We start from the raw sequence: 22,623 nt of genomic DNA, 5'->3' as shown, positions 1-22,623 counted from the left end.
ATGGCTCGTCGTCGTCAACATGAAGAACACGTCAACCACGAACGTTGGTTGGTTTCCTACGCCGACTTCATCACCCTGTTGTTCGCGTTTTTCGTGGTCATGTACTCGATTTCCTCGATCAACGAGGGCAAGTACAAGATCATCTCCGAAGCGCTGGTCGGGGTCTTCACCGATTCCGATCGCGCCCTCAAGCCGATCCCTATCGGCGAAGAGCGGCCCAAGACCGTGACCCCGGCCAAGCCGCTGGTCAAGGACAGCGAGCAGATCGATGCCGGCATCTCGGGCGGCAGCGACCCGCTCAAGAGCATTGCCGATGACATCAGCGCGGCCTTCGGCGATCTGATCAGCTCCGACCAGATGACCGTGCGTGGCAACGAGCTGTGGGTGGAGATCGAGCTCAACTCCAGCCTGCTGTTCGGCAGTGGCGATGCCATGCCCAGCGATATGGCGTTCACCATCATCGACAAGGTGGCGAAGATCCTCAAACCCTTCGACAATCCGATCCACGTCGAGGGTTTCACCGACAACCTGCCGATCCAGACTGCGCAATATCCCACCAACTGGGAGCTGTCTTCGGCGCGCTCGGCGAGTATCGTGCGGATGCTGGCGATGCAGGGAGTTAACCCGGCGCGCATGGCTTCGGTGGGGTATGGCGAATTCCAGCCGGTGGCCAACAATGCCACCGCCGAGGGCCGGGCGCGTAACCGCCGGGTGGTGCTGGTGGTCTCGCGCAACCTGGATGTGCGCCGTAGCTTGACCGGTACCGGCACCGCCAATGCGACCCCGGATGCGGCTCTGAAGCGGGCTGGCACACAAACTGCACCAACCGCGGTGAAATCGCCGGTACAGGGGAGTGCCGTCAATTCTCCGTCACCTGCTTTATAACTTAGCGCTATGTCTCGCCCTGCTGTGGCTGGGCGGGAGGAACAAACTGAATGAGAGTCTGGGCTGTTGCCAATCAAAAGGGTGGTGTCGGTAAAACCACCAGTTCCATCGCTTTAGCCGGCTTGCTGGCGGAGGCGGGCAAGCGCGTGGTCGTGGTCGACCTCGACCCCCACGGGTCCATGACCAGCTATTTCGGTTATGACCCCGACAGCCTGGAGCACAGCAGCTACGACCTGTTCCTGCACAAGGGCAGCGTGCCCGAGGATCTTCCTGGGCAACTGTTGCTGGGCACCAGCCACGAACGGATTTCCCTGTTGCCGTCGAGCACGGCCCTGGCCACCCTGGAGCGCCAGTCCCCCGGGCAGAGCGGCCTGGGCCTGGTGATCGCCAAGAGCCTGGCGCAGCTGTGGCAGGACTTCGACTATGCAGTCATCGACAGCCCGCCGCTGCTTGGGGTGTTGATGGTCAACGCCCTGGCGGCCAGCCAGCAACTGGTGATCCCGGTGCAGACCGAGCACCTGGCGGTCAAGGGGCTGGAGCGCATGGTCAATACCCTGGCGATGGTCAACCGCTCCCGCAAGCAGCCGTTGCCATTCACCATCGTGCCGACTCTGTTCGACCGGCGGACCCAGGCCTCGCTGGGCACCCTGCGGATTCTGCGGGACAAGTTCCCGGAGCAGATCTGGCAAGGCTACATTCCCGTGGATACGCGCCTGCGCGATGCCAGCCGGGCCGGGGTTACGCCTTCGCAATTCGACGGCAAGAGCCGTGGCGTGCTGGCCTACAAGGCCTTGCTCAAGCATTTGCTGGCGCAACAAGCCGTGGCGCAGGTGGCCTGACGTGAAGCACCATTCAAGTCGCCCGGCAGCCCGGCCGATAACCCCTACAGTTCACTGTGTGGGGTTTTGTGCGTGGGTGTCCTCATGAACCGTCCCCTGGATGTCAAGAACCGGCCGCAGCTGGCGCTGCAGTCGTACCTGGATGCTTTGCTGCAGGATGCCACCGAGGAAGAGCCGCTTCCCGAGGTCGTTGCTGAGCCGATTCCGCCTGTCGTTGAGGCCCGTACTGAAGCCTCCAGCGAGGTACTGGACGAATTCCAGGCTGCGGTACTGGAGGAGCAGGCCCGGGATGCACGGATCCAGCACCAGGCACCGCCTGCTGCTCGGGCCGAGGCGCCTGCTGTCGTACCCGCGGCTCCCGTGCAGGATGCACCGGCACCCCTGCCGGCCTCGATCTCGCCCGTGGTGCCGATGCTCCAGGCCCTGGTGCCGCCCGTGGTGGAAGTCCATCTGCCACCTGGCAACACACCGCCGCCGGTCGCCGGTAGCGATCGCCCGTCATGGGCGGCCGAGCCTTTCGAATGCCTGTTGTTCGATGTCGCTGGCCTGACCCTGGCGGTACCCCTGGTGTGCCTGGGGTCGATCTATTCCCTGGCGGGTCAGGAGCTGACGCCGTTGTTCGGCCAGCCGGAATGGTTCCTCGGTATCTTGCCGAGCCAGGCCGGCAACCTGAAGGTGCTGGACACGGCGCGCTGGGTCATGCCGGATCGCTATCGCGACGATTTCCGCCAGGGCCTGCAATACGTTATTTCGGTCCAGGGCTATGAGTGGGGGCTGGCCGTGCACCAGGTCAGCCGTTCGCTGCGCCTGGACCCCAATGAAATCAAGTGGCGTAGCCACCGGGGCCAGCGTCCGTGGCTGGCCGGTACGGTTATCGAACACATGTGCGCGTTGCTCGACGTCGCCGAGTTGGCGGAATTGATCGCCACCGGGGGCGCCAAGCAGCTGGCAATCAGTCAAGCGGCCCACAAGCCGAAGTGAACCAACAACAGGCCGTGCCAATGGGGCGCGGCCATACAGAACACACGCCGTTGCCAACGGTATTTTGAGGGGTCAGGGTATGAATAAGTCGTCGTCTGCACAGGGTTCCGAAGATCCGATCCTGCAATGGGTCACCTTCAAGCTCGATAACGAGTCCTACGGCATCAACGTGATGCGCGTCCAGGAAGTCCTGCGCTACACCGAGATCGCCCCGGTGCCGGGTGCTCCGAGCTATGTGCTGGGCATCATCAACCTGCGCGGCAACGTGGTGACCGTGATCGACACCCGCCAGCGCTTTGGCCTGGTGCCCACCGAAGTCAACGACAACACCCGGATCGTCATCATCGAGGCTGACAAACAGGTGGTCGGGATCATGGTCGACAGCGTGGCCGAGGTGGTCTACCTGCGCCAATCCGAAGTCGAGACCGCGCCGAACGTCGGCAACGAAGAATCGGCCAAGTTCATCCAGGGCGTCTGCAACAAGAACGGCGAGCTGCTGATCCTGGTGGAGCTGGACAAGATGATGAGCGAAGAGGAATGGTCGGAACTGGAGAGTATCTGATTGATCCTCGAGGTAGCGGTAATTGTCCTGGCGATCCTCTGGGTCGCCACTCTCGCGCTGTTCCTGTCCTTCGCCCGCAACCAGCGGCAGATCGCTGCGCAGCAGGCCGAGGGCGATGCCCTGCGCGACCTGCGAATCAAGGAGTTGGCCAAGCGGGTCGATCATTACCAGAACGGCACGGTGCGCATGGGCGAGGACTTGCACGAGCTGCGGGCTGTGGTGGCGCCGTTGCCGGACAAGCTGGCCCAGCTGGAACAGCGTGACCCTTCCACCTTGTCCTTTGCCCAGGCCGCACGGCTGGTGGGCATGGGCGCCAGCATCGACGAGCTGACCCAATCCTGCGGCCTGACCCAGGCCGAGGCCGAGCTGGTGAGCAAGCTGCACAAAGGCTGAGCATCAGCTTCAAGCTTCAAGCATGCAGCTTGCGGTTCATGGCTTGCAGCTGCTCTTCTAGTAATCGTCGCCGCGCTCGGTGATGTCCTTTTCCGACTCTATCTGCCGTGGATCGTGGCCTGCCGGGAACTTGCCCTTGAGGTTCCAGGCGAAGGCGATGATCTCGGCGATGGTCCGGTACAACTCCGGCGGGATGCTGTCGCCCAGCTCCAGGCGCGCCAGCAACCTCACCAGTTCGGCGTTCTCATAGATCGGCACTTCATAGTCGCGGGCGATCTTCAGGATGGCTTCGGCCAGTTCGTCATCGCCCTTGGCGGTGAGTGTCGGAGCCTGCTGGCCATCGTATTTGAGGGCGATGGCCTGGCGAGGTGGGGCAGAGTGCTTCATGCGGTTTCGTCGACCCAGCGTTGTTCCAATCGGGTATGCGGGCCTTGGGGCGGGATGCCGAGATGGCAATCCAGGTCGCCGACATCCAGGCCCGAGGCCAGCAGGCGCTCGCGCAGGCTGCCCAGGTGGCTCTCGATCAGGCTCGCGGTATAGGGGCGTTCGGCCCAGAGTTGGCTGGACAAGCGGCCCTGGAGCAGTTGCGCCTGGACCTGCAGCGGGCCCAGCGGCTCCAGGTCGAAGGCCAGGTCGACCCGCCACAAGGCCTGCCGGGGCTCGCGTTCTTCACGTTTGTCCGGGGTTTGCTGTTCTGCTTGCGCCGGCTCCTCGCGCTGCAACTTGACCTGCAGGGGCACGATGTCCTGCAGGTTGCGCATGGGGATTTCCAGCTGCCAGGTGGTCAGCTGGCGGCCATCGTCGGTACGCCCGCTTTGTTCCAGGCCCGCCAGTTGGTGGCTCTGCAGGCGCGATACCGCCGCGGCGGCCAGGCGCAGCAGTTGCTCCAGGCTGCCTGAGCCTTCCAGGCTTTGCAGCAGGCGCTCCGGCAGCGGGAAGCCGCCGGCAGTGGTCTTGGCGCTGACCTGGCCCAGGGTGCCCAGGGCGCTGCGTACAAAGCTGGGTAGCGACTGGGCCAGGGTATTGGCGGCGAGGATTGCGTTGAAGCTGGTGGAGGAGGGCAGTGCCGGAGTCAATTGGGCGATCAGGCGTAGCAGGTCGGCCTTCAGGTCTGTGGCCTGGCCCGGGTTGCCTGCGGCCAGCCGGGCCTCGAGGAACACGCCGCTGCCCAGCAGCGCCTGGGCCACGCCGCGGGCGGTGCTCATTTGCTGTGCATTGGGCAGGCTGCCCAGCAGGCGTTCGACTGCGGCGCGTAGGTCGCTGGCCGGGCCGGGCTGGTCGTCGACGGGCAGGTTCTGCAGGGCATTGAGCAGGCCGCCCAGGGAGCCCTGGCGACTTTGCTGGCTGGCCAACTGGGCGGCGATCGCCAGTTGGTCCTGGCGGTTGCTCAAGGGGACGAAGCTCAGGGTCCGGGCATCTGTCACCAGGGCGCTCAGCAAGCTGCCGATGCGCAACGGCTGCGGGCTCTCGATGTCCAGGGTGCTGCCGCTCTGGGCGGTATTGAGCAGGCTCACCAGGGAACGGTACAGCGCTGGCTGGTTACTGCCCTGGGGCAGCAATTGCGAGGTCAGGACCTTGCCCTGCAACAGGGTGCCCGGAGGCAGTTGGGCGGTATCCAGGCTGGTCAGGGCGGCGACACTGGACGCGATGGCCTGTTGCACGGTGATGGCCAGGTTGGCTGCCGATGGCTGGGTCACCGCCAGGCTGGTGCCCTGGGGCAGGGGTTGGTTGCTGGTGGCTTGCAGGGTGGTTTGCCGGCCGTTGTCCAGGGTCAGCTTGAGCAGCAGCTCGAAGGTCTGGTTCGTCTGCTTGAGCGACAGCACCTCGGCCCGGGCGCTCTGGCCGGGCGCGATCAGCCCCTCCAGTGGCGGCGTCAGCTTGAGCAGTTCACCGCTGGGCAACTGCGCGCGCGAGGCTCCGGGAGCGGGCGTCGGTGGCAGCGGGGGGATGTTCATTTCGCCTGTCATTCGGACACAACCTGTGGAAATTAACCCCCTGTAAGGTAGGGACTCACATGTATAATGCCGCCCGTCTTTTAAGGAGTGGTAAAAACAATACAATTGTTTGACGCAGCTCTCTAGAACAGGCCGCCAATGCATTTATCCTGCATTCCTTTAACGGCCGCTCCACTGCCGACTTGAACCCGTAAAGGCCCGCTATCCCTTGACCAGCCCTCTTCTCGAAGCCGTTGCACTCGCTTGTGAGCGCGATTGGCGGATGCTCTTTGAACACCTCGAGTTGCGTTTGACGGCTGGAGACATGGTGCAGATCAGCGGTCCCAATGGCAGCGGCAAGACCAGCCTGTTGCGCCTGCTCGCCGGGCTGATGCAGCCCACCAGTGGCCAGGTGCTGCTCAACGGCCAGCCATTGCAGGCCCAGCGCGCCGAACTGGCCCGCAACCTGTTGTGGATCGGCCATGCCGCCGGCATCAAGGACTTGCTCACCGCCGAAGAGAACCTCAGCTGGCTCTGTGCCCTGCACCAGCCGGCCCGGAGCGAGGCGATCTGGCAGGCCCTGGCCGCCGTCGGCCTCAAGGGGTTCGAAGACGTTCCCTGCCATACCCTGTCCGCCGGCCAGCAGCGCCGTGTGGCCCTGGCCCGCCTGTACCTGGACAGCCCGCCGCTGTGGATCCTCGATGAACCCTTCACTGCCCTGGACAAGCAGGGCGTGGCGCAACTCGAGGAACACCTGGCCGCCCATTGCGAACGCGGCGGCACGGTGGTGCTGACCACCCACCACACTCTTGGCCGCATGCCCTCGGGATACCGCGATATCGATCTGGGACGGTGGGCCGCATGAGTGTCTTCGTCTTGTTGGTGGCCCGTGAGGCTCGGCTGCTGTGCCGGCGCCCGGCAGAGTTGGCCAACCCCCTGGTATTTTTCGCGATAGTCGTCGCCTTGTTTCCGCTGGCGGTGGGACCTGAGACACAATTGTTGCAAACCTTGTCTCCCGGCCTGGTCTGGGTGGCGGCGCTATTGTCCGTCCTGCTCTCGCTGGACGGGCTTTTTCGCAGTGATTTCGAGGATGGATCCCTGGAGCAGTGGGTCCTTTCGTCGCACCCCCTGGCCCTTCTGGTGCTGGCCAAGGTGCTGGCACACTGGATCTTCTCCGGGTTGGCACTGGTATTGCTCGCGCCCTTGCTGGCGGTGATGCTCGGGCTGCCGGCCGCCTGCCTGCCAGTACTGCTGCTCTCGTTGCTGCTGGGTACGCCGGTCCTCAGTTTGCTCGGGGCGGTGGGCGCGGCGCTGACGGTAGGGCTCAAGCGCGGCGGCTTGTTGTTGGCGCTGTTGATCCTGCCGTTGTACATCCCGGTGTTGATTCTCGGCAGTGGCGCCTTGCAGGCGGCATTGCAGGGCCTGCCGACTACAGGGTTCCTGCTGTGGCTTGGTAGCCTGGCTGCGCTGGCAGTAACCCTGACACCCTTTGCAATAGCTGCTGGCCTGAAGATCAGCGTCGGCGAATAATGAGGTCTGGTTGTTTTTTGACCAGTAAAGACCCTGGCTGTTCGTGTAGACGAAGAGCAACCGTGATGGAAGCAACGAATGAACTGGACCTGGTTTCACAAGCTCGGCTCGCCTAAATGGTTTTACGGCATCAGCGGCAAGCTGCTGCCCTGGCTGAGCGTCGCCGCCGTGTTGCTGATTGGTATCGGCGTGGTCTGGGGCCTGGCCTTCGCGCCACCGGACTACCAGCAAGGCAACAGCTTTCGCATCATCTATATTCATGTGCCGATGGCGATGCTGGCCCAGTCTTGCTATGTGATGCTGGCGGTGTGCGGGGTGGTCGGGCTGGTATGGAAAATGAAGCTGGCCGACGTTGCCCTGCAATGCGCCGCGCCCATTGGCCATTCCATCACGTTCCTGGCGCTGGTGACCGGGGCCATCTGGGGCAAGCCGACCTGGGGGTCCTGGTGGGTCTGGGATGCCCGGCTGACCTCGATGCTGATCCTGCTGTTCCTGTACGCCGGCCTCATGGCCCTGAACGCCGCCATCAGCAACCGTGACAGCGCCGCCAAGGCCTGTGCGGTGCTGGCGATCGTCGGGGTGGTGAACATCCCGATCATCAAGTACTCGGTGGAGTGGTGGAACACCCTGCACCAGGGGGCGACCTTCACCCTGACCGAAAGGCCCGCCATGCCGGTGGAAATGTGGCTGCCGCTGTTGCTGACGGTACTGGGTTTCTATTGTTTCTTCGCCGTGGTCCTGTTGCTGCGCATGCGCCTTGAAGTACTCAAGCGCGAAGCCCGGACCAGCTGGGTCAAGGCCGAAGTCCAACGCAGCCTGGAGGCCGCGCAATGAGTTTTGCATCCTTCAGCGACTTTCTCGCCATGGGCCATCACGGCCTGTACGTCTGGTCGGCCTACGGTATCTGCCTGGTGGTCCTGGTGCGTGAGCTGGTGGCGCCGATCCTGGACCGCAGGAGCTATCTGCAACAAGAGGCGCGTCGTCTGCGCCGGGAGAACGGTAAGTGAATCCGCTGCGTAAAAAGCGTCTTTTGATCATCCTGGCGATCCTGGTGGGTGTCGGCATCGCCGTCGGCCTGGCCCTCAGCGCGCTGAAGGAAAACATCAACCTGTTCTACACCCCGACCCAGATCGCCAATGGCGAAGCCCCCCATGACACCCGCATCCGCGCCGGTGGCATGGTCCAGGCCGGCTCGCTGGAGCGCTCCGCCGATTCGCTGGACGTCAAGTTCGTGGTCACCGACTTCAACAAGTCGGTAACCATCACCTACCGCGGCATCCTTCCGGACCTGTTCCGCGAAGGGCAGGGCATCGTCGCCCTGGGCAAGATCAACGCCGATGGCGTGGTAGTCGCCGATGAAGTACTGGCCAAGCACGACGAGAAGTACATGCCGCCGGAAGTCACCAAGGCCCTGAAAGACAGCGGCCAGTCGGCACCGACGCCGGCGAAGGAGGGTTGAGCCATGAGTTCCGCTTTGTTCGTTCCCGAGCTCGGCCACCTGGCGATGATCCTGGCGCTGTGCCTGGCCCTGGTCCAGGCGGTGGTGCCGTTGCTGGGCGCCTGGCGTGGCGACCGGTTGTGGATGAGCCTGGCGCAGCCGGCGGCCTGGGGGCAGTTCGCCTTCTTGGTATTCGCCTTCGGCTGCCTGACCTACGCCTTCATGAATGACGATTTCTCGGTGGCCTACGTCGCCCATAACTCCAACAGCGCCTTGCCCTGGTACTACAAGTTCAGCGCCGTATGGGGTGCCCATGAAGGCTCGCTGCTGCTCTGGGCGCTGATCCTGGGTGGCTGGACCTTCGCCGTGTCGGTGTTCTCGCGGCAGTTGCCGCAAGTGATGCTGGCCCGGGTGTTGGCGATCATGGGCATGATCAGCACCGGCTTCCTGTCGTTCCTGATCGTCACCTCCAACCCCTTCGCGCGGATCCTGCCCCAGGTCCCGGCCGATGGCCGCGATCTCAACCCGCTGTTGCAGGACATCGGCCTGATCGTCCACCCACCGATGCTCTACATGGGCTACGTGGGGTTCTCGGTGGCCTTCGCCTTCGCCATCGCCGCGTTGCTCGGCGGTCGCCTCGATGCCGCCTGGGCCCGCTGGTCGCGGCCCTGGACCATAGTCGCCTGGGCCTTCCTCGGCATCGGCATCACCCTGGGCTCCTGGTGGGCCTACTACGAGCTGGGCTGGGGTGGCTGGTGGTTCTGGGACCCGGTGGAAAACGCCTCCTTCATGCCTTGGCTGGTAGGCACCGCGCTGATCCATTCCCTGGCCGTCACCGAGAAGCGCGGGGTGTTCAAGAGCTGGACCGTGCTGCTGGCCATCGCTGCCTTCTCCCTGAGCCTGCTGGGCACCTTCCTGGTCCGCTCCGGGGTCCTGACCTCGGTCCATGCCTTTGCCGCCGACCCTGAGCGTGGCGTGTTCATCCTGTTCTTCCTGTTGTTCGTGGTGGGGGGCTCGCTGACCCTGTTCGCCTTGCGCGCACCGGTGGTCAAGAGCCAGGTGGGCTTCAACCTGTGGTCCCGGGAAACCCTGTTGCTGGGCAACAACCTGGTGCTGGTGGTGGCGGCCTCGATGATCCTCCTGGGGACCTTGTACCCGCTGGTGCTGGACGCCCTGAGCGGCGCCAAGCTGTCGGTGGGGCCGCCGTACTTCAATGCGCTGTTCATCCCGCTGATGGCCCTGTTGATGGTGGTGCTGGCGGTGGGCGTGCTGGTGCGCTGGAAAGACACCCCGGTCAAATGGCTGCTGGGCATGCTGGCTCCGGTGCTGCTGGGCAGCGTGGCCCTGGCCGTGGTGGCGGGCATCGCCTATGGCGACTTCAACTGGGCGGTGCTGGCGACTTTCCTGCTGGCGGCCTGGGTGGTGTTGTCCGGAGTACGGGATATCTTCGACAAGACTCGCCACAAGGGCCTGGTCAAGGGCCTGCCGAGCCTGACCCGCAGCTACTGGGGCATGCACCTGGCGCACCTGGGGATCGCGGTCTGTGCCCTGGGCGTGGTGCTGTCGAGCCAGAACAGCGCCGAGCGCGACCTGCGCCTGGAGCCGGGCGAGTCCATGGAGCTGGCGGGCTACCACTTCATCTTCGAGGGTGCCAAGCATTTCGAAGGCCCCAACTTCACCTCCGACAAGGGCACCGTCCGCGTCGTGCGCAATGGCAAGGAAGTGGCCGTGCTGCATCCGGAAAAGCGCCTGTACACCGTGCAGAGCTCGATGATGACCGAAGCCGGGATCGACGCCGGTTTCACCCGCGACCTGTATGTCGCCCTCGGCGAGCCCCTGGGCAATGGCGCCTGGGCGGTGCGCGTGCACGTCAAGCCGTTCGTGCGCTGGATCTGGCTCGGCGGCCTGCTGACAGGCCTTGGCGGCGTGCTGGCGGCGATGGACCGGCGCTATCGAGTCAAGGTGAAGAGCCGGGTGCGTGAAGCGCTGGGCATGACAGGAGCCACTGCATGAAACGCTGGATGATGATGTTGCCCCTGGCGCTGTTCCTGGTGGTGGCGGTGTTCCTCTATCGCGGGTTGTACCTGGACCCGGCCGAGCTGCCGTCGGCGATGATCGGCAAGCCGTTCCCGGAGTTTTCCCTGCCTTCGGTGCAGGGCGACAAGACCCTGACCCGCGCCGACCTGCTGGGCAAGCCGGCGCTGGTCAACGTCTGGGGCACCTGGTGCATTTCCTGCCGGGTCGAGCACCCGGTGCTGAACAAGCTGGCCGAGCGTGGCGTGGTGATCTACGGGATCAACTACAAGGACGTCAACGCCGATGCCCTGAAGTGGCTGGCCGAGTTCCACAATCCCTACCTGCTGGACGTGCGCGACGAGGAGGGCTCCCTGGGCCTGAATCTCGGCGTTTATGGCGCCCCGGAAACCTTCTTCATCGACGCCAAGGGCATCATCCGCGACAAGTACGTCGGGGTGATCGACGAAGTGGTCTGGCGCGAGCAACTGGCCGCCAAGTACCAGGCCCTGGTCGACGAGGCCAAGCCATGAAGCGCTGGTTGATCGCGGCCCTGCTGGGCCTGGGTATCGTCGGGGTGGCCCAGGCCGCCATCGACACCTACCAGTTCGCCAATGATGGCGAGCGTGAGCGGTTCCACGAGCTGACCAAGGAGCTGCGCTGTCCCAAGTGCCAGAACCAGGACATCGCCGACTCCAATGCCCCCATCGCCGCGGACCTGCGCAAGGAAATCTTCCGCATGCTCGGCGAAGGCAAGGACAATCAGCAGATCATCGACTTCATGGTCGATCGCTACGGTGATTTCGTGCGCTACAACCCGGCCTTGACCGGCAAGACCGCCTTGCTCTGGTTCGGCCCTGCCGGGCTGCTGCTGGGCGGCATGGTGATCATCGCCGTGATTGTCCGGCGCCGCCGCGCCCAGCGCAGCGATAGCCCGAACACGCTTTCCGCCGAAGAGCGGCAGCGCCTCGACCAACTGCTGGATAAAAACCACCCATGACTGATTTCTGGCTCGCGGCAGGCCTGTTGCTCCTGATCGCCTTGAGTTTCCTGCTGATCCCGATACTGCGTGAGCGTCGCGCCCAGCGCGAAGAGGACCGGACCGCGCTCAACGTTGCGCTGTATGAAGAACGCCTGGCCGAGTTGCAGGGCCAGCAGCAGGAGGGCGTGCTTAGCGCCGAGCAATTGGACAGCGGCCGGGCCGAGGCCGCCCGCGAGCTGCTGGCAGACACCGAAGGCAACGGCCAGGTGCGCAATTCGCGGCTGGGCAAGCCGCTGCCCCTGCTGGCGGCAGTGCTGGTGCCGCTCCTGGGCCTGGGCCTGTACCTGCACTTCGGAGCCAGCGACAAGGTCGAGCTGACCCGCGAGTTCGCCCAGGCGCCGCAGACCATGGAAGAAATGACCCAGCGCCTGGAGCGTGCGGTGGCGGCCCAGCCGGACTCCGCCGAAGGCCTGTACTTCCTCGGGCGCACCTACATGGCCCAGGATCGGCCGGCGGATGCGGCGAAGATCTTCGAGCGCACCGTGGCCCTGGCCGGGCGCCAGCCCGAGCTGCTGGGACAGTGGGCCCAGGCCCAGTATTTCGCCGATGACAAGAAGTGGTCGGACAAGGTCCAGGCCCTCACCGACGAAGCGCTCAAGGCCGATCCCAACGAGGTCACCAGCCTGGGTCTGCTGGGCATCGCCGCCTTTGAAAGCGAGCGGTTCCAGGATGCCATCGACTACTGGAAGCGCCTGCAGGCGCAACTGCCGCCGGACGACAAATCCCGTGCAGCCCTGCAAGGCGGGATCGACCGGGCCAGCGAGAAGCTGGTGGCAAGCGGGGGCAAAGTGGCCGCCGAGCCGGCGACCAAGGCCAAGGGCGCGCTGCTCAAGGTCCGGGTCGACCTGGCCGCCGAGCTCAAGGCCAAGGTCCAGCCGGGCGACAGCGTGTTCATCTTCGCCCGCGCCACCCAGGGACCACCGGCGCCCTTGGCGGCCAAGCGCCTGACCGTGGCCGACTTGCCGGCCACCGTCGAGCTGGGGGATGCCGACGCGATGATGCCGCAGCTGAAACTGTCGAACTTCCCTGAAGTCCAACTGGTTGCGCGTGTTTCCCGCGCTGGCCAGCCAACGGCCGGTGAATGGGTCGGACACAGCCAGCCCTTGGCCAGCAGCACCACCACGGCCCAGCAGCTGACCATCGACAGCCCGGATAAATAAAGAGAAACCACCATGACCGCCATCGCTCGCATCACCCTGTTGTCCCTGGTCCTGGGGTTGAGCGCTTGTACGGTCCAGCGGCCAGTACCCACCAGTTCCGAGCCCATCCCGCCAGCGGAGCCGAGCACGCGCCCGGCTCCTTCCACGGTGCCCTCCGACAAGCCTGCCACGCCCCATGCACCAGCGCCTGCAACCAAGGCCCTGCCACGCACTTCGGCCAGCTTCGCTCCGCCTCCGGGTGGGCACAGCCACTGGGACCCACGACTGGGGGTCTACGTGCTGGATAACCAAAGCAACACCTTCTACCGCCAGCGCACCTACTATCGCTGGAACAACGGCTGGAGCCGCTCCATCAGCCCCGACGGCCCCTGGGAAGATACCGATATCCATGGCGTGCCCGCCGGGCTCGGCCGCCAGTTCCAGTAACGCTGCTGGCGCTTGTACCGCCAGACCCTCGCCAAGGCCCATCCCAGGGCCTTTGTCGCAAATGCTTAAGCCTCGTGGGCCTTGGCCGATACAGCGAGGTGTTCCTGAGCCGCTGCCGTTGAGCGACCGATGAAAAAATCCCTGAACAAACCCTATTTCCTGCCGATGCTGTTCTGGCTGGCGCTAAGCGGCGTGCTGTTGCTGCTCTACGGATTGGGCCCGGCCGAAGTGCCGGAACTGATCTACCTGTCGGTGCAGCCACTGTCCTTGCTGGTGGTCTTCGCGTTTTTCTATTACTTCTGCTGCTGGACCTTCATCTCGGTATTCCCGCTCACCGAGGTGGGTTGGAAGAAGGTGGACTACGGCTGGCTGACGCTGGCGTCCCTGGCCCTGATCAGTGCTACCCAGGTGGTGCGGGTGGATTGGTTCCAGAGCGACTATCGCCTGGCGCAGAGCACCCAGGCCGGATTGCAGCGGGGTGTCGCGGCGGATATCGACGACCTGCTGGGCAAGCAGCACTGCCAGGCCGCCACCCAGCTGCACGAACCCCAGGATGCCGCCCAGGTGCTCAACCTGTGCGAACGTTTTGCCAGCTTGCCGCGCATGGACGATGGCCGATTGTCGATACTGGCCGTGACCCGGGTACAACAGGCCCTGGGGGATCTGCGCGGCGAGTACTCCTCGGCCGTGGTCGGCCAGTGGCTGGAGCGCCTGGCCGAAGACTTCGCCGAACAGCAGCGCCAGCGCAAGGAGGTCGATCGCCTGCGCACGCTGACCGAAACCAGTCGGGCCGAGAAAATCTATAGCTACTTCGCCCCCTTGCTGCTGGTGTTCGCCCTGGCCCTGCGGGCCTCGAAGGTCACCGGCGAAGTACGGCTCAAGGTGCCGAAGCGGCGCAAGCTGTGGCTGATCGTCAACCGCCGTGTAGTGCTCGACGGCCTGGGATTTGCCCGGGGCGCACGGGCCCGGCTCGACGAGGCGCTGGGCAACTGGCGGGTGGCGGGGTGGGGCGTGGTGCACCTGGCCTGCGACTTCATCACCGCGGCCGGCCCCCAGGACACCCCGGTGGCGGTGAGCGCCGGCTTCTACGAGAACGAATTCCACCTCGCCAGCGCGGCCGACTTCGATGGCAGCGAGTTCGTCGAGTGGGCGGCCACCCAGGTCATCGACACCCTCTACCTGGTGGGCGAAACCGATCCGCAACTGCTCGCGCTGGTTCGCCGCTGGGGCGCGGCGGCGAACATCGAGGTGCTGATCCGCGAGCGCATCTGAGCCTTGGCCATGCCAAAGCCCGGGTTACCAGCCGAACACCGGGCTTTGGCCGAACCATTGCAGCGCCTGTTCCCGCAAGGCGTTGACCAGCTGCGAGTCGCTATGGCTCTGCAACTGCGCCAGGACGATACGCTGCAGCGGCAAGGCTTCGCTGATGGGGCGCACCGCCAATGGTTGGCCGTCGTAGCTGTGATCGCCAAATGGCCGGGTATAGGCCAAGCCCACGCCCAGGCCGTTGGCCACCAGCCCGCGTTGCAGTTCGAAGGATTGGGTCTTGGTCAGGCTCTGGGGCTGCAGCCCATGGAAACGCAGCAGGTCCAGGAAGTGCTGCCAACTGTAGGCCTGCCCGGTCAAGACCAGGGGATGCTTGCACAGCTGGCCCAGGCTGACCGCTTGCTGGGCAGCCAGGGGATGCCCGGACGGCAATAAGGCATGGGCCGCCAGCTCGCATAACACGGTGGTCTGCACGCCATCCGGCAGGCCCAGGTCATAGCTCAGCGCGGCATCCAGGCTGCCGTTGCCCAACTGCTTGCCGATCTGGTCGAACCCGCACTCGCGGATCCCCACCTTGATCCCTGGATGGCGCTGTTGCAGGCCGCGCAGCAGTTGCGGCAGGCAGTAGGGAGCCAGGTCTTCGAAGCACGCCAGCATCAGTTCGCCGGACAGCGAATGGCCGCTGTCCGCCAGATGTTCCAGCTCATGTACGCCGGCCAGGATCTGCCGGGCCTTGTCCATCGCCAAGCGGCCGAAGGGGGTGAGGGTCATCCCTTGCCCGCGTTGGCGGATGAACAGCATCTGCCCCAGGTGGCCCTCCAGTTCGCTGATCGCCGCCGAAATCGCCGGCTGGGACACGCTCAGGTGTTCGGCGGCCTGGGTGATGTTGTTATGACGAGTGACCGCCAGGGCATATCGAAGGTGGCGCAGGCTGATCTTCATAAGAAATTCCGAGGAGCCAGATCGGAACATATTATTTTATTTTTTCCAGGACCTGGGGCGATAGTCAGCGTGCCGTAGCGACCGGGTCCGCCCTGGCGTACCGGCGACATCCTACAAGAGCCTGACAGCGTCTGAGCCGACGATCGGGCCGTACGACACCGCTGAGGAGTAACCCATGCCGAACCAAGCGATCCTGCCTGAAGTACATGCGTTGACCCCTGCCATGATTGCCCTGCGCCAACACCTGCATGCCCATCCCGAACTGAGCTATGAAGAATTCGAAACCAGCCGCCTGGTAGCCGCCAAGTTGCGCGAGTGGGGCTACGAAGTCCACCAGGGGCTGGCCGGCACAGGTGTGGTCGGCTCGCTGCGCAAGGGCCGCAGCGGTCGGGTCATCGGCCTGCGTGCGGACATGGACGCGCTGCCGATCCTGGAGACCAGCGGCTTGCCCTATGCCAGCCGCCATGAGGGCAAGATGCACGCCTGTGGCCACGACGGGCATACGGCGATGCTGCTCGCCGCCGGCCAGTGTCTGGCTCGGGATATCGACTTCGAGGGCACTGTGCGCCTGATTTTCCAGCCCGCCGAAGAGGGGCATGTGGGGGCACGCAAGATGATTGAGGATGGCCTGTTCCAGCTGTTCCCCTGTGATGCGGTGTTCGCCATGCACAACTGGCCGGGCCTGCCGGTGGGGCGCTTCGGTTTCCTGGCCGGGCCGTTCATGGCCTCGGCCGATACCGTCACTATCCGCATCCATGGTCGTGGTGGGCATGGCGCCATGCCCCACGACACGGTTGATCCGGTAGTCGCCGCCGCTTCACTGGTCATGGCCTTGCAGACGGTGGTGGCACGCAACGTACCACCGCTGGACATGGGCGTCGTCGGGGTCGGGGCGATCCACGGCGGCAGCAGTTCGTCGGTGGTACCCGCCAGTGTCGAACTGGCAGTGACGGTCCGGGCCTTGAAGAACTGCACCCGCGACCTGCTGCTCAGGCGTATCGAAGAGCTGGCCCACGCCCAGGCCCAGGCCTATGGCGCCAGGGCCGAAGTGCTGGTCAGCCCCAATGCCTTTCCGGTGCTGTACAACCATCCGCGCGAAACCGCGCTGGCCCGGGGGGTGGTCCAGGATTGGCTGGGCGATGAGGGTTTGGTGGCCGATATGCAGCCGATGACCTGCAGCGAGGATTTCTCCTTCATGTTGCAGGCCTGCCCCGGCAGCTACCTGGTCATGGGCAACGGCGAGGGTAGTGAGGGCGGTTGCCTGCTGCACAACCCCGGTTATGACTTCAACGATACCAGCCTGCCCTATGGCGCCACCTACTGGGTGAAGCTGGTGAGCACTTTCCTGGGGACGGACGACTGATCCGTAGCCATTGACCGTGATCCGGCCGGGCCTGCCCGGGCTGGCCGGTGGTGAGTGCCTATTGCCTCGTGCCCAGGAGAATGTCATGAGCATTGTTCAGCAGTCCTATGCGCCGCTGCTGGCGCCTGATCTCCCCGTATCCCGTCGCCGGGTGATTGTCGGTACCACTATTGGCAACGCCCTGGAGTTCTTCGACTTCACGGTGTTCAGTTTCCTGATGCTGTTCATCGGCCCGTTGTTCTTTCCCGCTGCTTCTTCCTACGGCCAGTTGCTCTTGACCACCGCCACCTTCGGCGTGGGGTTCCTGATGCGTCCGGTGGGTGCGTTGCTGATCGGTTCCTATTCCGATCGTTTCGGCCGGCGTTCGGCGTTGACCTTGACGTTGCTCCTCATGGGCCTGGGTTGCGCGATGATGGCCCTGGCCCCGACCTACGCCCAGGTTGGCATGGCTGCGCCGCTGGTGATGGTCCTGGCGCGGCTGATCCAGGGTTTCGCCGCCGGGGGCGAGGTGGGGGCGGCGACCACCTTGCTGGTCGAGCATGCACCGGCATCGCAGCGGGGCTTCTATGCCAGCTGGCAATTCGGCAGCCAGTCCCTGGGGATTTTCCTCGGGGCGATCATGGTCGCCGCCCTGGTGGCCGGCCTGGGCCAGGCGGCGATGGCTGAATGGGGGTGGCGCATCCCGTTCTTCATCGGCATGCTCACCGCGCCGGTGGGTTGGTACATCCGCCGGCACCTGGAAGACACGCTCGTGGCCGGCGTATCCAGCGCCCATAGCCGGCAGGCCATGGAGCGGGCCGCCCACAGCAGCCCGTTGCGCGAATTGTTCGGCCAGCACAAGGCCACCTTGGGCAAGAGCGTGTTGCTGATGCTGGGCGCGATGGTCTCGACCCAGATCATCGCGTTCTACATGCCGGCCTATGCCGCCCGGGTGCTGGGCTTGCCTACCACCTCCAGCCTGCTGGCCAGCGTGGTGGTGGGAGCCGTGTGCTTCCTCTTGTCGCCGCTGGTGGGCTGGGTAGCCGATCGCTGGGGGCGCAAGCGGGTGATCTTCCATTCGCGGCTGTGGACCCTGGTGGCGATCGTCCCGTGCTTCCAGTGGTTGATCGCCGCCCCCAGCCTGGCCAGCCTGTTGCTGATCATCGGTTTGTTGTCGGTGTTGCTGACGCTGCAGACCGTGCCGGGGATCACCATGCTGCCGGAGATGTTCCCCAAGTCTGTACGTACCTCCGGCATGGCTGCGGCTTATGGCATCGGCGTCTCGGTGTTCGGCGGCTTCGCCCAGTTCTTCGTGACCTGGTTGTTGCAGGTGACCGAACAGCCCCTGGCCCCGGCCTGGTACATGATGGTGACGGTCGCCTTGTCCACCCTGGTGTTGCTGTGGGTTCGCGATCGAACCGGTGAAGACATCGATGCGAGCTGAGCCCGGGTGCAAGGCATCTGGATCAACGGCAAAAGCGGGACGTGCCTGGCCGCCAGTCGGCCCAGGCGCTGGCCAGGCATTTACTTGGCTCGCGCCTGGTAGCAGGCTGGTGGTCTTTGCGGGCCGGCTGCTGGCTCGGCCCTGTACCGCTTCGCTCAGCCGAGGACCTTGTTGCCATGAAACGATCTCTGCCTGGTGTGTTGTGCGTTATCCAATGCTTCGCCCTGATGGCCCTGCTCGGCAGTGCCCTGGCCCAGGATGCGCCCGGCATGCGCATCGGCGTGCGGGGGGAAATCACCGGCCTTGGCGGCGATGTGCTGCGGGTGCATGCCAATAGCGGGGAGAACGTCAGCATCGAGTTGACGCCGCAGACCCAGGTGCGTGCCGTGACCCTGGCCAATATCGAGGACATCAAGCCGGGCAGCTACATCGGCTCGGCGGCGGTGCCCATGGCCGATGGCACCCTCAAGGCCCTGGAAGTGCATGTGTTCCCGCCGCAGATGGCCGGCACCGGCCTTTCGACCTGGCCAAGGGCAGCAGCATGACCAACGGTAGCGTCGGCGACCTGGTGGTGAGCAATGGCCGGACCCTGACCGTCAACTACAAGGGCGGCCAGCAGAAGATCCTGGTGCCTGACGATGTGCCCATCGTCAACCTGGTGCCGGGGGATCGCAGCTTGCTCAAGACCGGGGTCAAGGTGGTGATGTTCGTCACCCAGGGCGCCGACGGCAAGCTGATCGCGCAATCGATTTCCGCCGGCAAGGACGGGGTGACGCCTCCGATGTAGGTCCGCCATCCGCTGTTGCGTTGCCGGATGTTGCTGCGCCCGGCTGGCGCTGGAAGTCCGCGGGGCCCTGGTTTAGGGTTTGCGGTCGTTCATCGAGGCGGAGGTCCTTATGCAAAAGTCGACGTTCAATCCCGGCAGCGTGTTCGATTCACTGCAGTACGGCTTCAGCCAGGCCGTGGAAGTGCGGGGCGGGCGGCGCCTGCTGCTGTCCGGCCAGGTGGGAGTGGATGAACATGAACGCACCGTAGGCCCGGGCCTGCGGGAGCAGACCGAGCAGGCCTTCGACAATATCCAGCGGGTGCTGGCCGAGGCCGGTGGGACGCTGGCGGATGTGGTGATGTTGCGGATCTATATCGCCGAAGCGGCCCGCGATCAGCAGGAGCACATCAGCGCGGTCTTGCTGGAGCGCTTCGCCAGCCAGCCGCCGGCGTCTTCATGGATCATCGTCAGCGGCCTGTCGCTGCCCGAGTGGCTGATCGAAGTCGAGGCCGAGGCGGTGCTGGAGGAGCGGCATCAGGCCGCCGAAGCGGCGCTGTTCAATCCGGCGCTGGCCCTCTGACTGCCACCTGAAGCATAAAAAAAGCGACCGTGGAGGTTGATGGGTGCCGGTCAGTCAAGCAGAGGTGATTCTCTGCCATTGCCTTGACTGATCGGCATTAACCGCACAGGTCGCTTTTTTCATTCACCCGCGAGGGATCACTTGGCGTTGGTGTAGATCTGGTCGAAGATCCCGCCATCGTTGAAGTGGGTCTTCTGTACGCTGCGCCAGTCGCCGAAGGTCTTCTCCACCGAGAGGAAGTCGACTTTCGGGAAGCGGTCGGTGAACTTGGCCAGCACCTTCGGATCCCGTGGGCGCAGGTAGTTGTTGGCGGCGATCTCCTGGCCTTCCGGCGACCACAGGTACTTCAGGTATTCCTCGGCGGCGGCGCGGGTGCCTTTCTTCTCCACCACCTTGTCCACTACCGACACCGGAGGCTCGGCTTCGGCGGAGACGCTCGGGTAGATCACCTCGAACTGATCGCGGCCGAATTCGCGGGCGATCATTTCCGCCTCGTTCTCGAAGGTCACCAGCACGTCGCCGATCTGGTTGGTCATGAAGGTCGTGGTGGCGGCGCGGCCACCGGTGTCCAGCACCGGCGCCTGCTTGAACAGCTTGCCGACGAAGTCCTTGGCCTTGTTCTCGTCGCCGCCGTTCTTGAGCACGTAGCCCCAGGCCGAGAGGTAGGTGTAGCGACCGTTACCCGAGGTCTTGGGGTTGGGCACGATCACCTGTACGCCGTCCTTGAGCAGGTCCGGCCAGTCCTTCAATGCCTTGGGGTTGCCCTTGCGCACGATGAACACCGTGGCCGAGGTGAAGGGGGCGCTGTTGTCCGGCAGGCGGGTGACCCAGTTGTCCGGGACCAGCTTGCCGTTGTCCGCCAGGGCGTTGATGTCGGTGGCCATGTTCATGGTGATGACGTCCGCCGGCAGGCCGTCGATCACCGAGCGCGCTTGCTTGCTGGAGCCGCCGAAGGACATCTGCAGGGTGATGTTTTCGTTATGCTCGGCCTTCCAGTGTTTCTGGAACGCGGCGTTGTAGTCCTTGTAGAAGTCGCGCATCACGTCGTAGGAAACGTTGAGCAGGGTCGGTGCGGCCTGGGCGGCGCCAGCCAGGGCCAGGCCGGCGGCCAGGAGCGAAGCGCTGAAGAGTTTTTTCACTGCACATTTCCTTTTATTCGAGAGTGAAGGCAATTTGCCGCCGACTATAGCCGGGGCGCTATATCTCTTTAAAGATTGAAAAGTACTTTGCTTATTCCATTTTCTTAAAAAGGGCATTACCGCAGCGTGAGCAGAAGGCGGCGGCCGGCTCGTGGCTGTTCTTGCGGCACACCGGGCAGTCGTGCTTCTGCTGCTCGCCGCGCATGGCGCTGGCCAGCTCGGCGGTGAAGATCCCGGTGGGCACGGCGATGATCGAGTAACCGGTGATCATCACCATGGACGAGATCACCTGGCCGATCACCGTCTTGGGCACGATATCGCCGTAGCCCACGGTGGTCAGGGTGACGATGGCCCAGTAGATGCCCTTGGGAATGCTGGTGAAGCCGTGCTCCGGACCTTCGACCACGTACATCAGGGTGCCGAACACCGTGACCAGGGTGCAGACGCTGAGCAGGAACACCAGGATCTTCTGCTTGCTGCCGCGCAGGGCGTCGAGCAGGTAGTGGGCCTGCTTGAGGTAGGGCGCCAGCTTGAGCACGCGGAAGATCCGCAGCATGCGGATGATGCGGATGATCAACAGGTACTGGGCGTCGCTGTAGTACAGGGCGAGGATCCCGGGGACGATCGCCAGCAGGTCCACCAGCCCGTAGAAGCTGAAGGCGTAGCGCAGCGGCTTGGGCGAGCAGTACAGGCGCAGCCCGTACTCGATGGCGAAGATCAGGGTGAAGCCCCATTCGATGTACGCCAGGACGTTGGCGTAGTCGCGGTGCACCTGGTCGATGCTGTCGAGGATCACGATCACCAGGCTGGCGAGGATGATCAGCAGCAAGGTGGTATCGAAGCGTCTTCCAGCCACGGTGTCGGTCTGGAAGATCATCACGTAGAGGCGTTGCCGCCAGTTGTCGCTGTTACCCATGGAAATCGCCTGAATCGAAGATCAGCGAAGCCTAGGTGGATTCGTTGCGCTAGCGCAAGGCGCGTCGCGGCGCGGGGTGCGGCCCAACACCCGGTTGCAGGCCAGCACCAGCCAACAGGCGAGGACGAAGGGGCCGGTAAGTGGGGGTAAGCCTATCGCGGCGATGCCGGGGGTGATCAGCAGCGCCAGGACCATGCCCAGCAGCGGCCACCAGGGGCGCAGGCCGATCTGGCCCAGCGCCAGGGCCACCAGCGCGCAGTTATAGCCGGCCAGTCCCGAGAGCGCCTGGCCGGGCTCCTGCAGCATGACCGCCACACCCAGGCCGAACCCCGAGCCGCCCAGGGCCCAGATCGCCGCCCGGCGGTTGGCCAGCAACAGGCCGGCGAAGACCAGCAGCCCCGCCAGCCAGTCGCCGAGGAACATCACCTGGCCCAGGCCCTGGAACAGGCCGCCCAGCAGCCCCATGGGCGATAGCCCGGTGGGCGCCGGGTTGGCGGCCAGCGGCGTGAACAGGCCGGCCAGGAGCCAGCCGAGGCCGACGAAGGGCGCGGTGTAGGCCGGCAGCCGGGCGGGTTGCCGGGCGCGCTTGAGCCACTGCTGGGTGATGATCGCGCTCAGGCCGCCGGCGGCGATGATCAAGGGCGGCAGCAAGATCGTCCAGGGCAGGTACAGGCTCAGCAGCAGCCCGAGCAACACGCCGTTGTAGCTGAACAGCCCGGCTTGCCGATCGGCCTTGGCGTAGCCCCGTTGCTGGGCCGTCAGCAGCCCGGCCAGGGCGCCGAGCAGGGCGCCACCGAGCAGCGCCGGGGCGCAGGCCAGGATCGCCAGCAGGCACAGCAGGCCGCACAGCGGGTCGCGCTGGAGAAAGATCTGGCTGAAGCCATTGAGCAGGGCAGTGGCCCAATCGGGGCAGAAAGCGTTGAACGACTGTGACGGCATGATGGATATCGGTCAGTGCGGCCGCTGTTGGCTGCGTCCGGGCCATCAGGCTCCCTCTCTGGAGAGCTCTGAATGGATCGGGGCCG

Annotated in this window: 25 protein-coding genes and 1 pseudogene; 20 read left to right on the top strand and 6 right to left on the bottom strand. The window is 64.7% G+C overall.

Translation table 11 applies throughout. The features are described from left to right. The 5 genes from motD to CAG11_RS07825 all read left to right on the top strand — a co-directional run bounded on the left by motD (window position 1) and on the right by CAG11_RS07825 (window position 3,660). Complete coding sequence (gene motD, locus CAG11_RS07845) at window positions 1-885, top strand: flagellar motor protein MotD (RefSeq protein WP_022643061.1); 885 nt, start codon at window positions 1-3, stop codon at window positions 883-885. Between the two features lie 50 nt (window positions 886-935). Beyond that, window positions 936-1,724 carry a ParA family protein gene (locus CAG11_RS07840; RefSeq protein WP_022643062.1) on the top strand — a complete coding sequence of 263 codons (789 nt, stop codon included), beginning with the start codon at window positions 936-938 and terminating at the stop codon, window positions 1,722-1,724. An 84-nt stretch (window positions 1,725-1,808) separates the two neighbouring features. Next, window positions 1,809-2,705: a CheW domain-containing protein gene (locus CAG11_RS07835; protein WP_085595842.1), complete on the top strand. Its 897-nt coding sequence runs from the start codon at window positions 1,809-1,811 to the stop codon at window positions 2,703-2,705. A gap of 79 nt (window positions 2,706-2,784) precedes the next feature. Next, window positions 2,785-3,267, top strand: coding sequence for a chemotaxis protein CheW (locus tag CAG11_RS07830; protein WP_011060011.1), 483 nt, complete (start codon window positions 2,785-2,787; stop codon window positions 3,265-3,267). Further along, a complete protein-coding gene (locus CAG11_RS07825) occupies window positions 3,268-3,660 on the top strand; it encodes a DUF2802 domain-containing protein (RefSeq protein ID WP_053135067.1) in 393 nt (130 codons plus the stop codon). Between the two features lie 57 nt (window positions 3,661-3,717). Here CAG11_RS07825 and CAG11_RS07820 read toward each other — a convergent pair whose 3' ends face one another. Together CAG11_RS07820 and CAG11_RS07815 are read right to left on the bottom strand one after the other, a co-directional pair. After that, the gene (locus CAG11_RS07820; protein ID WP_022643065.1) at window positions 3,718-4,047 is read right to left on the bottom strand and encodes an EscU/YscU/HrcU family type III secretion system export apparatus switch protein; all 330 of its coding nucleotides are present in this window, start codon (window positions 4,045-4,047) and stop codon (window positions 3,718-3,720) included. After that, window positions 4,044-5,627 (bottom strand): flagellar hook-length control protein FliK, encoded by a 1,584-nt coding sequence (locus tag CAG11_RS07815; RefSeq protein WP_085595840.1) that lies wholly within the window; start codon window positions 5,625-5,627, stop codon window positions 4,044-4,046. The genes CAG11_RS07820 and CAG11_RS07815 overlap by 4 nt, the downstream gene beginning before the upstream one ends. Before the next feature lie 196 nt (window positions 5,628-5,823). On the opposite strand from CAG11_RS07815, the gene ccmA reads away from it, so the two are divergent. From ccmA to CAG11_RS07760, 11 genes are all read left to right on the top strand, one after another. Then, entirely contained in the window at window positions 5,824-6,459 is a 636-nt protein-coding gene (ccmA, locus tag CAG11_RS07810; protein WP_085595838.1) for a cytochrome c biogenesis heme-transporting ATPase CcmA, read from the top strand. Then, window positions 6,456-7,124, top strand: coding sequence for a heme exporter protein CcmB (ccmB, locus tag CAG11_RS07805; protein ID WP_022643068.1), 669 nt, complete (start codon window positions 6,456-6,458; stop codon window positions 7,122-7,124). The genes ccmA and ccmB overlap by 4 nt, the downstream gene beginning before the upstream one ends. A gap of 78 nt (window positions 7,125-7,202) precedes the next feature. Continuing rightward, complete coding sequence (locus CAG11_RS07800; protein WP_068578478.1) at window positions 7,203-7,958, top strand: heme ABC transporter permease; 756 nt, start codon at window positions 7,203-7,205, stop codon at window positions 7,956-7,958. Then, complete coding sequence (ccmD, locus tag CAG11_RS07795; RefSeq protein ID WP_022643069.1) at window positions 7,955-8,131, top strand: heme exporter protein CcmD; 177 nt, start codon at window positions 7,955-7,957, stop codon at window positions 8,129-8,131. The genes CAG11_RS07800 and ccmD overlap by 4 nt, the downstream gene beginning before the upstream one ends. Next, on the top strand, window positions 8,128-8,583 hold the full coding sequence (gene ccmE / locus CAG11_RS07790) for a cytochrome c maturation protein CcmE (RefSeq protein ID WP_022643070.1): 456 nt from the start codon (window positions 8,128-8,130) through the stop codon (window positions 8,581-8,583). The genes ccmD and ccmE overlap by 4 nt, the downstream gene beginning before the upstream one ends. Before the next feature lie 3 nt (window positions 8,584-8,586). Then, window positions 8,587-10,575: a heme lyase CcmF/NrfE family subunit gene (locus CAG11_RS07785; RefSeq protein WP_022643071.1), complete on the top strand. Its 1,989-nt coding sequence runs from the start codon at window positions 8,587-8,589 to the stop codon at window positions 10,573-10,575. Beyond that, entirely contained in the window at window positions 10,572-11,108 is a 537-nt protein-coding gene (locus tag CAG11_RS07780; protein WP_022643072.1) for a DsbE family thiol:disulfide interchange protein, read from the top strand. Before CAG11_RS07785 ends, CAG11_RS07780 begins: the two co-directional genes overlap by 4 nt. Continuing rightward, on the top strand, window positions 11,105-11,575 hold the full coding sequence (locus tag CAG11_RS07775) for a cytochrome c-type biogenesis protein (RefSeq protein ID WP_053135052.1): 471 nt from the start codon (window positions 11,105-11,107) through the stop codon (window positions 11,573-11,575). The genes CAG11_RS07780 and CAG11_RS07775 overlap by 4 nt, the downstream gene beginning before the upstream one ends. Further along, window positions 11,572-12,777, top strand: coding sequence for a c-type cytochrome biogenesis protein CcmI (gene ccmI, locus CAG11_RS07770; RefSeq protein WP_085595836.1), 1,206 nt, complete (start codon window positions 11,572-11,574; stop codon window positions 12,775-12,777). The genes CAG11_RS07775 and ccmI overlap by 4 nt, the downstream gene beginning before the upstream one ends. Window positions 12,778-12,789: 12 nt before the next feature. After that, on the top strand, window positions 12,790-13,203 hold the full coding sequence (locus tag CAG11_RS07765; protein ID WP_085595834.1) for a hypothetical protein: 414 nt from the start codon (window positions 12,790-12,792) through the stop codon (window positions 13,201-13,203). Window positions 13,204-13,332: 129 nt separating this feature from the next. Next, on the top strand, window positions 13,333-14,475 hold the full coding sequence (locus CAG11_RS07760; protein WP_085595832.1) for a lipase chaperone: 1,143 nt from the start codon (window positions 13,333-13,335) through the stop codon (window positions 14,473-14,475). Between the two features lie 24 nt (window positions 14,476-14,499). On the opposite strand, the gene CAG11_RS07755 is transcribed toward CAG11_RS07760, so the two are convergent. After that, window positions 14,500-15,411: a LysR family transcriptional regulator gene (locus CAG11_RS07755; protein WP_085595830.1), complete on the bottom strand. Its 912-nt coding sequence runs from the start codon at window positions 15,409-15,411 to the stop codon at window positions 14,500-14,502. 175 nt (window positions 15,412-15,586) lie between these two features. Here CAG11_RS07755 and CAG11_RS07750 point away from each other — a divergent pair, with 175 nt between their 5' ends. The 4 genes and pseudogenes from CAG11_RS07750 to CAG11_RS07735 all read left to right on the top strand — a co-directional run bounded on the left by CAG11_RS07750 (window position 15,587) and on the right by CAG11_RS07735 (window position 19,543). Then, window positions 15,587-16,774, top strand: a complete 1,188-nt coding sequence (locus tag CAG11_RS07750; RefSeq protein WP_085595828.1) for a M20 aminoacylase family protein — start codon at window positions 15,587-15,589, stop codon at window positions 16,772-16,774. An 85-nt stretch (window positions 16,775-16,859) separates the two neighbouring features. Beyond that, complete coding sequence (locus CAG11_RS07745; RefSeq protein WP_085595826.1) at window positions 16,860-18,197, top strand: MFS transporter; 1,338 nt, start codon at window positions 16,860-16,862, stop codon at window positions 18,195-18,197. A 227-nt stretch (window positions 18,198-18,424) separates the two neighbouring features. Continuing rightward, window positions 18,425-18,984: pseudogene (locus tag CAG11_RS07740) on the top strand (hypothetical protein). Between the two features lie 109 nt (window positions 18,985-19,093). Further along, the gene (locus CAG11_RS07735) at window positions 19,094-19,543 is read left to right on the top strand and encodes a RidA family protein (RefSeq protein WP_085595824.1); all 450 of its coding nucleotides are present in this window, start codon (window positions 19,094-19,096) and stop codon (window positions 19,541-19,543) included. A 137-nt stretch (window positions 19,544-19,680) separates the two neighbouring features. On the opposite strand, the gene CAG11_RS07730 is transcribed toward CAG11_RS07735, so the two are convergent. The 3 genes from CAG11_RS07730 to CAG11_RS07720 form a co-directional block, all read right to left on the bottom strand. Next, the gene (locus CAG11_RS07730; RefSeq protein ID WP_068578499.1) at window positions 19,681-20,682 is read right to left on the bottom strand and encodes a sulfate ABC transporter substrate-binding protein; all 1,002 of its coding nucleotides are present in this window, start codon (window positions 20,680-20,682) and stop codon (window positions 19,681-19,683) included. 91 nt (window positions 20,683-20,773) lie between these two features. Continuing rightward, the gene (locus CAG11_RS07725; RefSeq protein WP_022643080.1) at window positions 20,774-21,598 is read right to left on the bottom strand and encodes an ion transporter; all 825 of its coding nucleotides are present in this window, start codon (window positions 21,596-21,598) and stop codon (window positions 20,774-20,776) included. Window positions 21,599-21,619: 21 nt separating this feature from the next. Next, the gene (locus CAG11_RS07720) at window positions 21,620-22,537 is read right to left on the bottom strand and encodes an urea transporter (protein ID WP_085595822.1); all 918 of its coding nucleotides are present in this window, start codon (window positions 22,535-22,537) and stop codon (window positions 21,620-21,622) included. Between the last annotated feature and the right edge of the window lie 86 nt (window positions 22,538-22,623).

It is taken from the genome of Pseudomonas sp. B6(2017) (genome assembly GCF_002112765.1).
Taxonomy (GTDB): domain Bacteria; phylum Pseudomonadota; class Gammaproteobacteria; order Pseudomonadales; family Pseudomonadaceae; genus Aquipseudomonas; species Aquipseudomonas piscis.
Note: the sequence above shows the minus strand (reverse complement) of the source record. Positions and strands in the feature narration are given on the sequence as shown.

Excerpts from the sequence above, each read along its gene's own strand:
- motD (WP_022643061.1), top strand. The coding sequence starts at position 1 with ATGGCTCGTCGTCGTCAACATGAAGAACACGTCAACCACGAACGTTGG.
- CAG11_RS07760 (WP_085595832.1), top strand. The coding sequence starts at position 13,333 with ATGAAAAAATCCCTGAACAAACCCTATTTCCTGCCGATGCTGTTCTGG.
- CAG11_RS07765 (WP_085595834.1), top strand. The coding sequence starts at position 12,790 with ATGACCGCCATCGCTCGCATCACCCTGTTGTCCCTGGTCCTGGGGTTG.
- CAG11_RS07720 (WP_085595822.1), bottom strand. The coding sequence starts at position 22,537 with ATGCCGTCACAGTCGTTCAACGCTTTCTGCCCCGATTGGGCCACTGCC.
- CAG11_RS07780 (WP_022643072.1), top strand. The coding sequence starts at position 10,572 with ATGAAACGCTGGATGATGATGTTGCCCCTGGCGCTGTTCCTGGTGGTG.
- CAG11_RS07735 (WP_085595824.1), top strand. The coding sequence starts at position 19,094 with ATGCAAAAGTCGACGTTCAATCCCGGCAGCGTGTTCGATTCACTGCAG.
- CAG11_RS07835 (WP_085595842.1), top strand. The coding sequence starts at position 1,809 with ATGAACCGTCCCCTGGATGTCAAGAACCGGCCGCAGCTGGCGCTGCAG.
- ccmB (WP_022643068.1), top strand. The coding sequence starts at position 6,456 with ATGAGTGTCTTCGTCTTGTTGGTGGCCCGTGAGGCTCGGCTGCTGTGC.
- CAG11_RS07820 (WP_022643065.1), bottom strand. The coding sequence starts at position 4,047 with ATGAAGCACTCTGCCCCACCTCGCCAGGCCATCGCCCTCAAATACGAT.
- CAG11_RS07830 (WP_011060011.1), top strand. The coding sequence starts at position 2,785 with ATGAATAAGTCGTCGTCTGCACAGGGTTCCGAAGATCCGATCCTGCAA.
- CAG11_RS07755 (WP_085595830.1), bottom strand. The coding sequence starts at position 15,411 with ATGAAGATCAGCCTGCGCCACCTTCGATATGCCCTGGCGGTCACTCGT.
- CAG11_RS07815 (WP_085595840.1), bottom strand. The coding sequence starts at position 5,627 with ATGACAGGCGAAATGAACATCCCCCCGCTGCCACCGACGCCCGCTCCC.
- CAG11_RS07800 (WP_068578478.1), top strand. The coding sequence starts at position 7,203 with ATGAACTGGACCTGGTTTCACAAGCTCGGCTCGCCTAAATGGTTTTAC.
- ccmD (WP_022643069.1), top strand. The coding sequence starts at position 7,955 with ATGAGTTTTGCATCCTTCAGCGACTTTCTCGCCATGGGCCATCACGGC.
- CAG11_RS07725 (WP_022643080.1), bottom strand. The coding sequence starts at position 21,598 with ATGGGTAACAGCGACAACTGGCGGCAACGCCTCTACGTGATGATCTTC.
- ccmI (WP_085595836.1), top strand. The coding sequence starts at position 11,572 with ATGACTGATTTCTGGCTCGCGGCAGGCCTGTTGCTCCTGATCGCCTTG.
- CAG11_RS07750 (WP_085595828.1), top strand. The coding sequence starts at position 15,587 with ATGCCGAACCAAGCGATCCTGCCTGAAGTACATGCGTTGACCCCTGCC.
- CAG11_RS07840 (WP_022643062.1), top strand. The coding sequence starts at position 936 with ATGAGAGTCTGGGCTGTTGCCAATCAAAAGGGTGGTGTCGGTAAAACC.
- CAG11_RS07785 (WP_022643071.1), top strand. The coding sequence starts at position 8,587 with ATGAGTTCCGCTTTGTTCGTTCCCGAGCTCGGCCACCTGGCGATGATC.
- CAG11_RS07775 (WP_053135052.1), top strand. The coding sequence starts at position 11,105 with ATGAAGCGCTGGTTGATCGCGGCCCTGCTGGGCCTGGGTATCGTCGGG.
- CAG11_RS07745 (WP_085595826.1), top strand. The coding sequence starts at position 16,860 with ATGAGCATTGTTCAGCAGTCCTATGCGCCGCTGCTGGCGCCTGATCTC.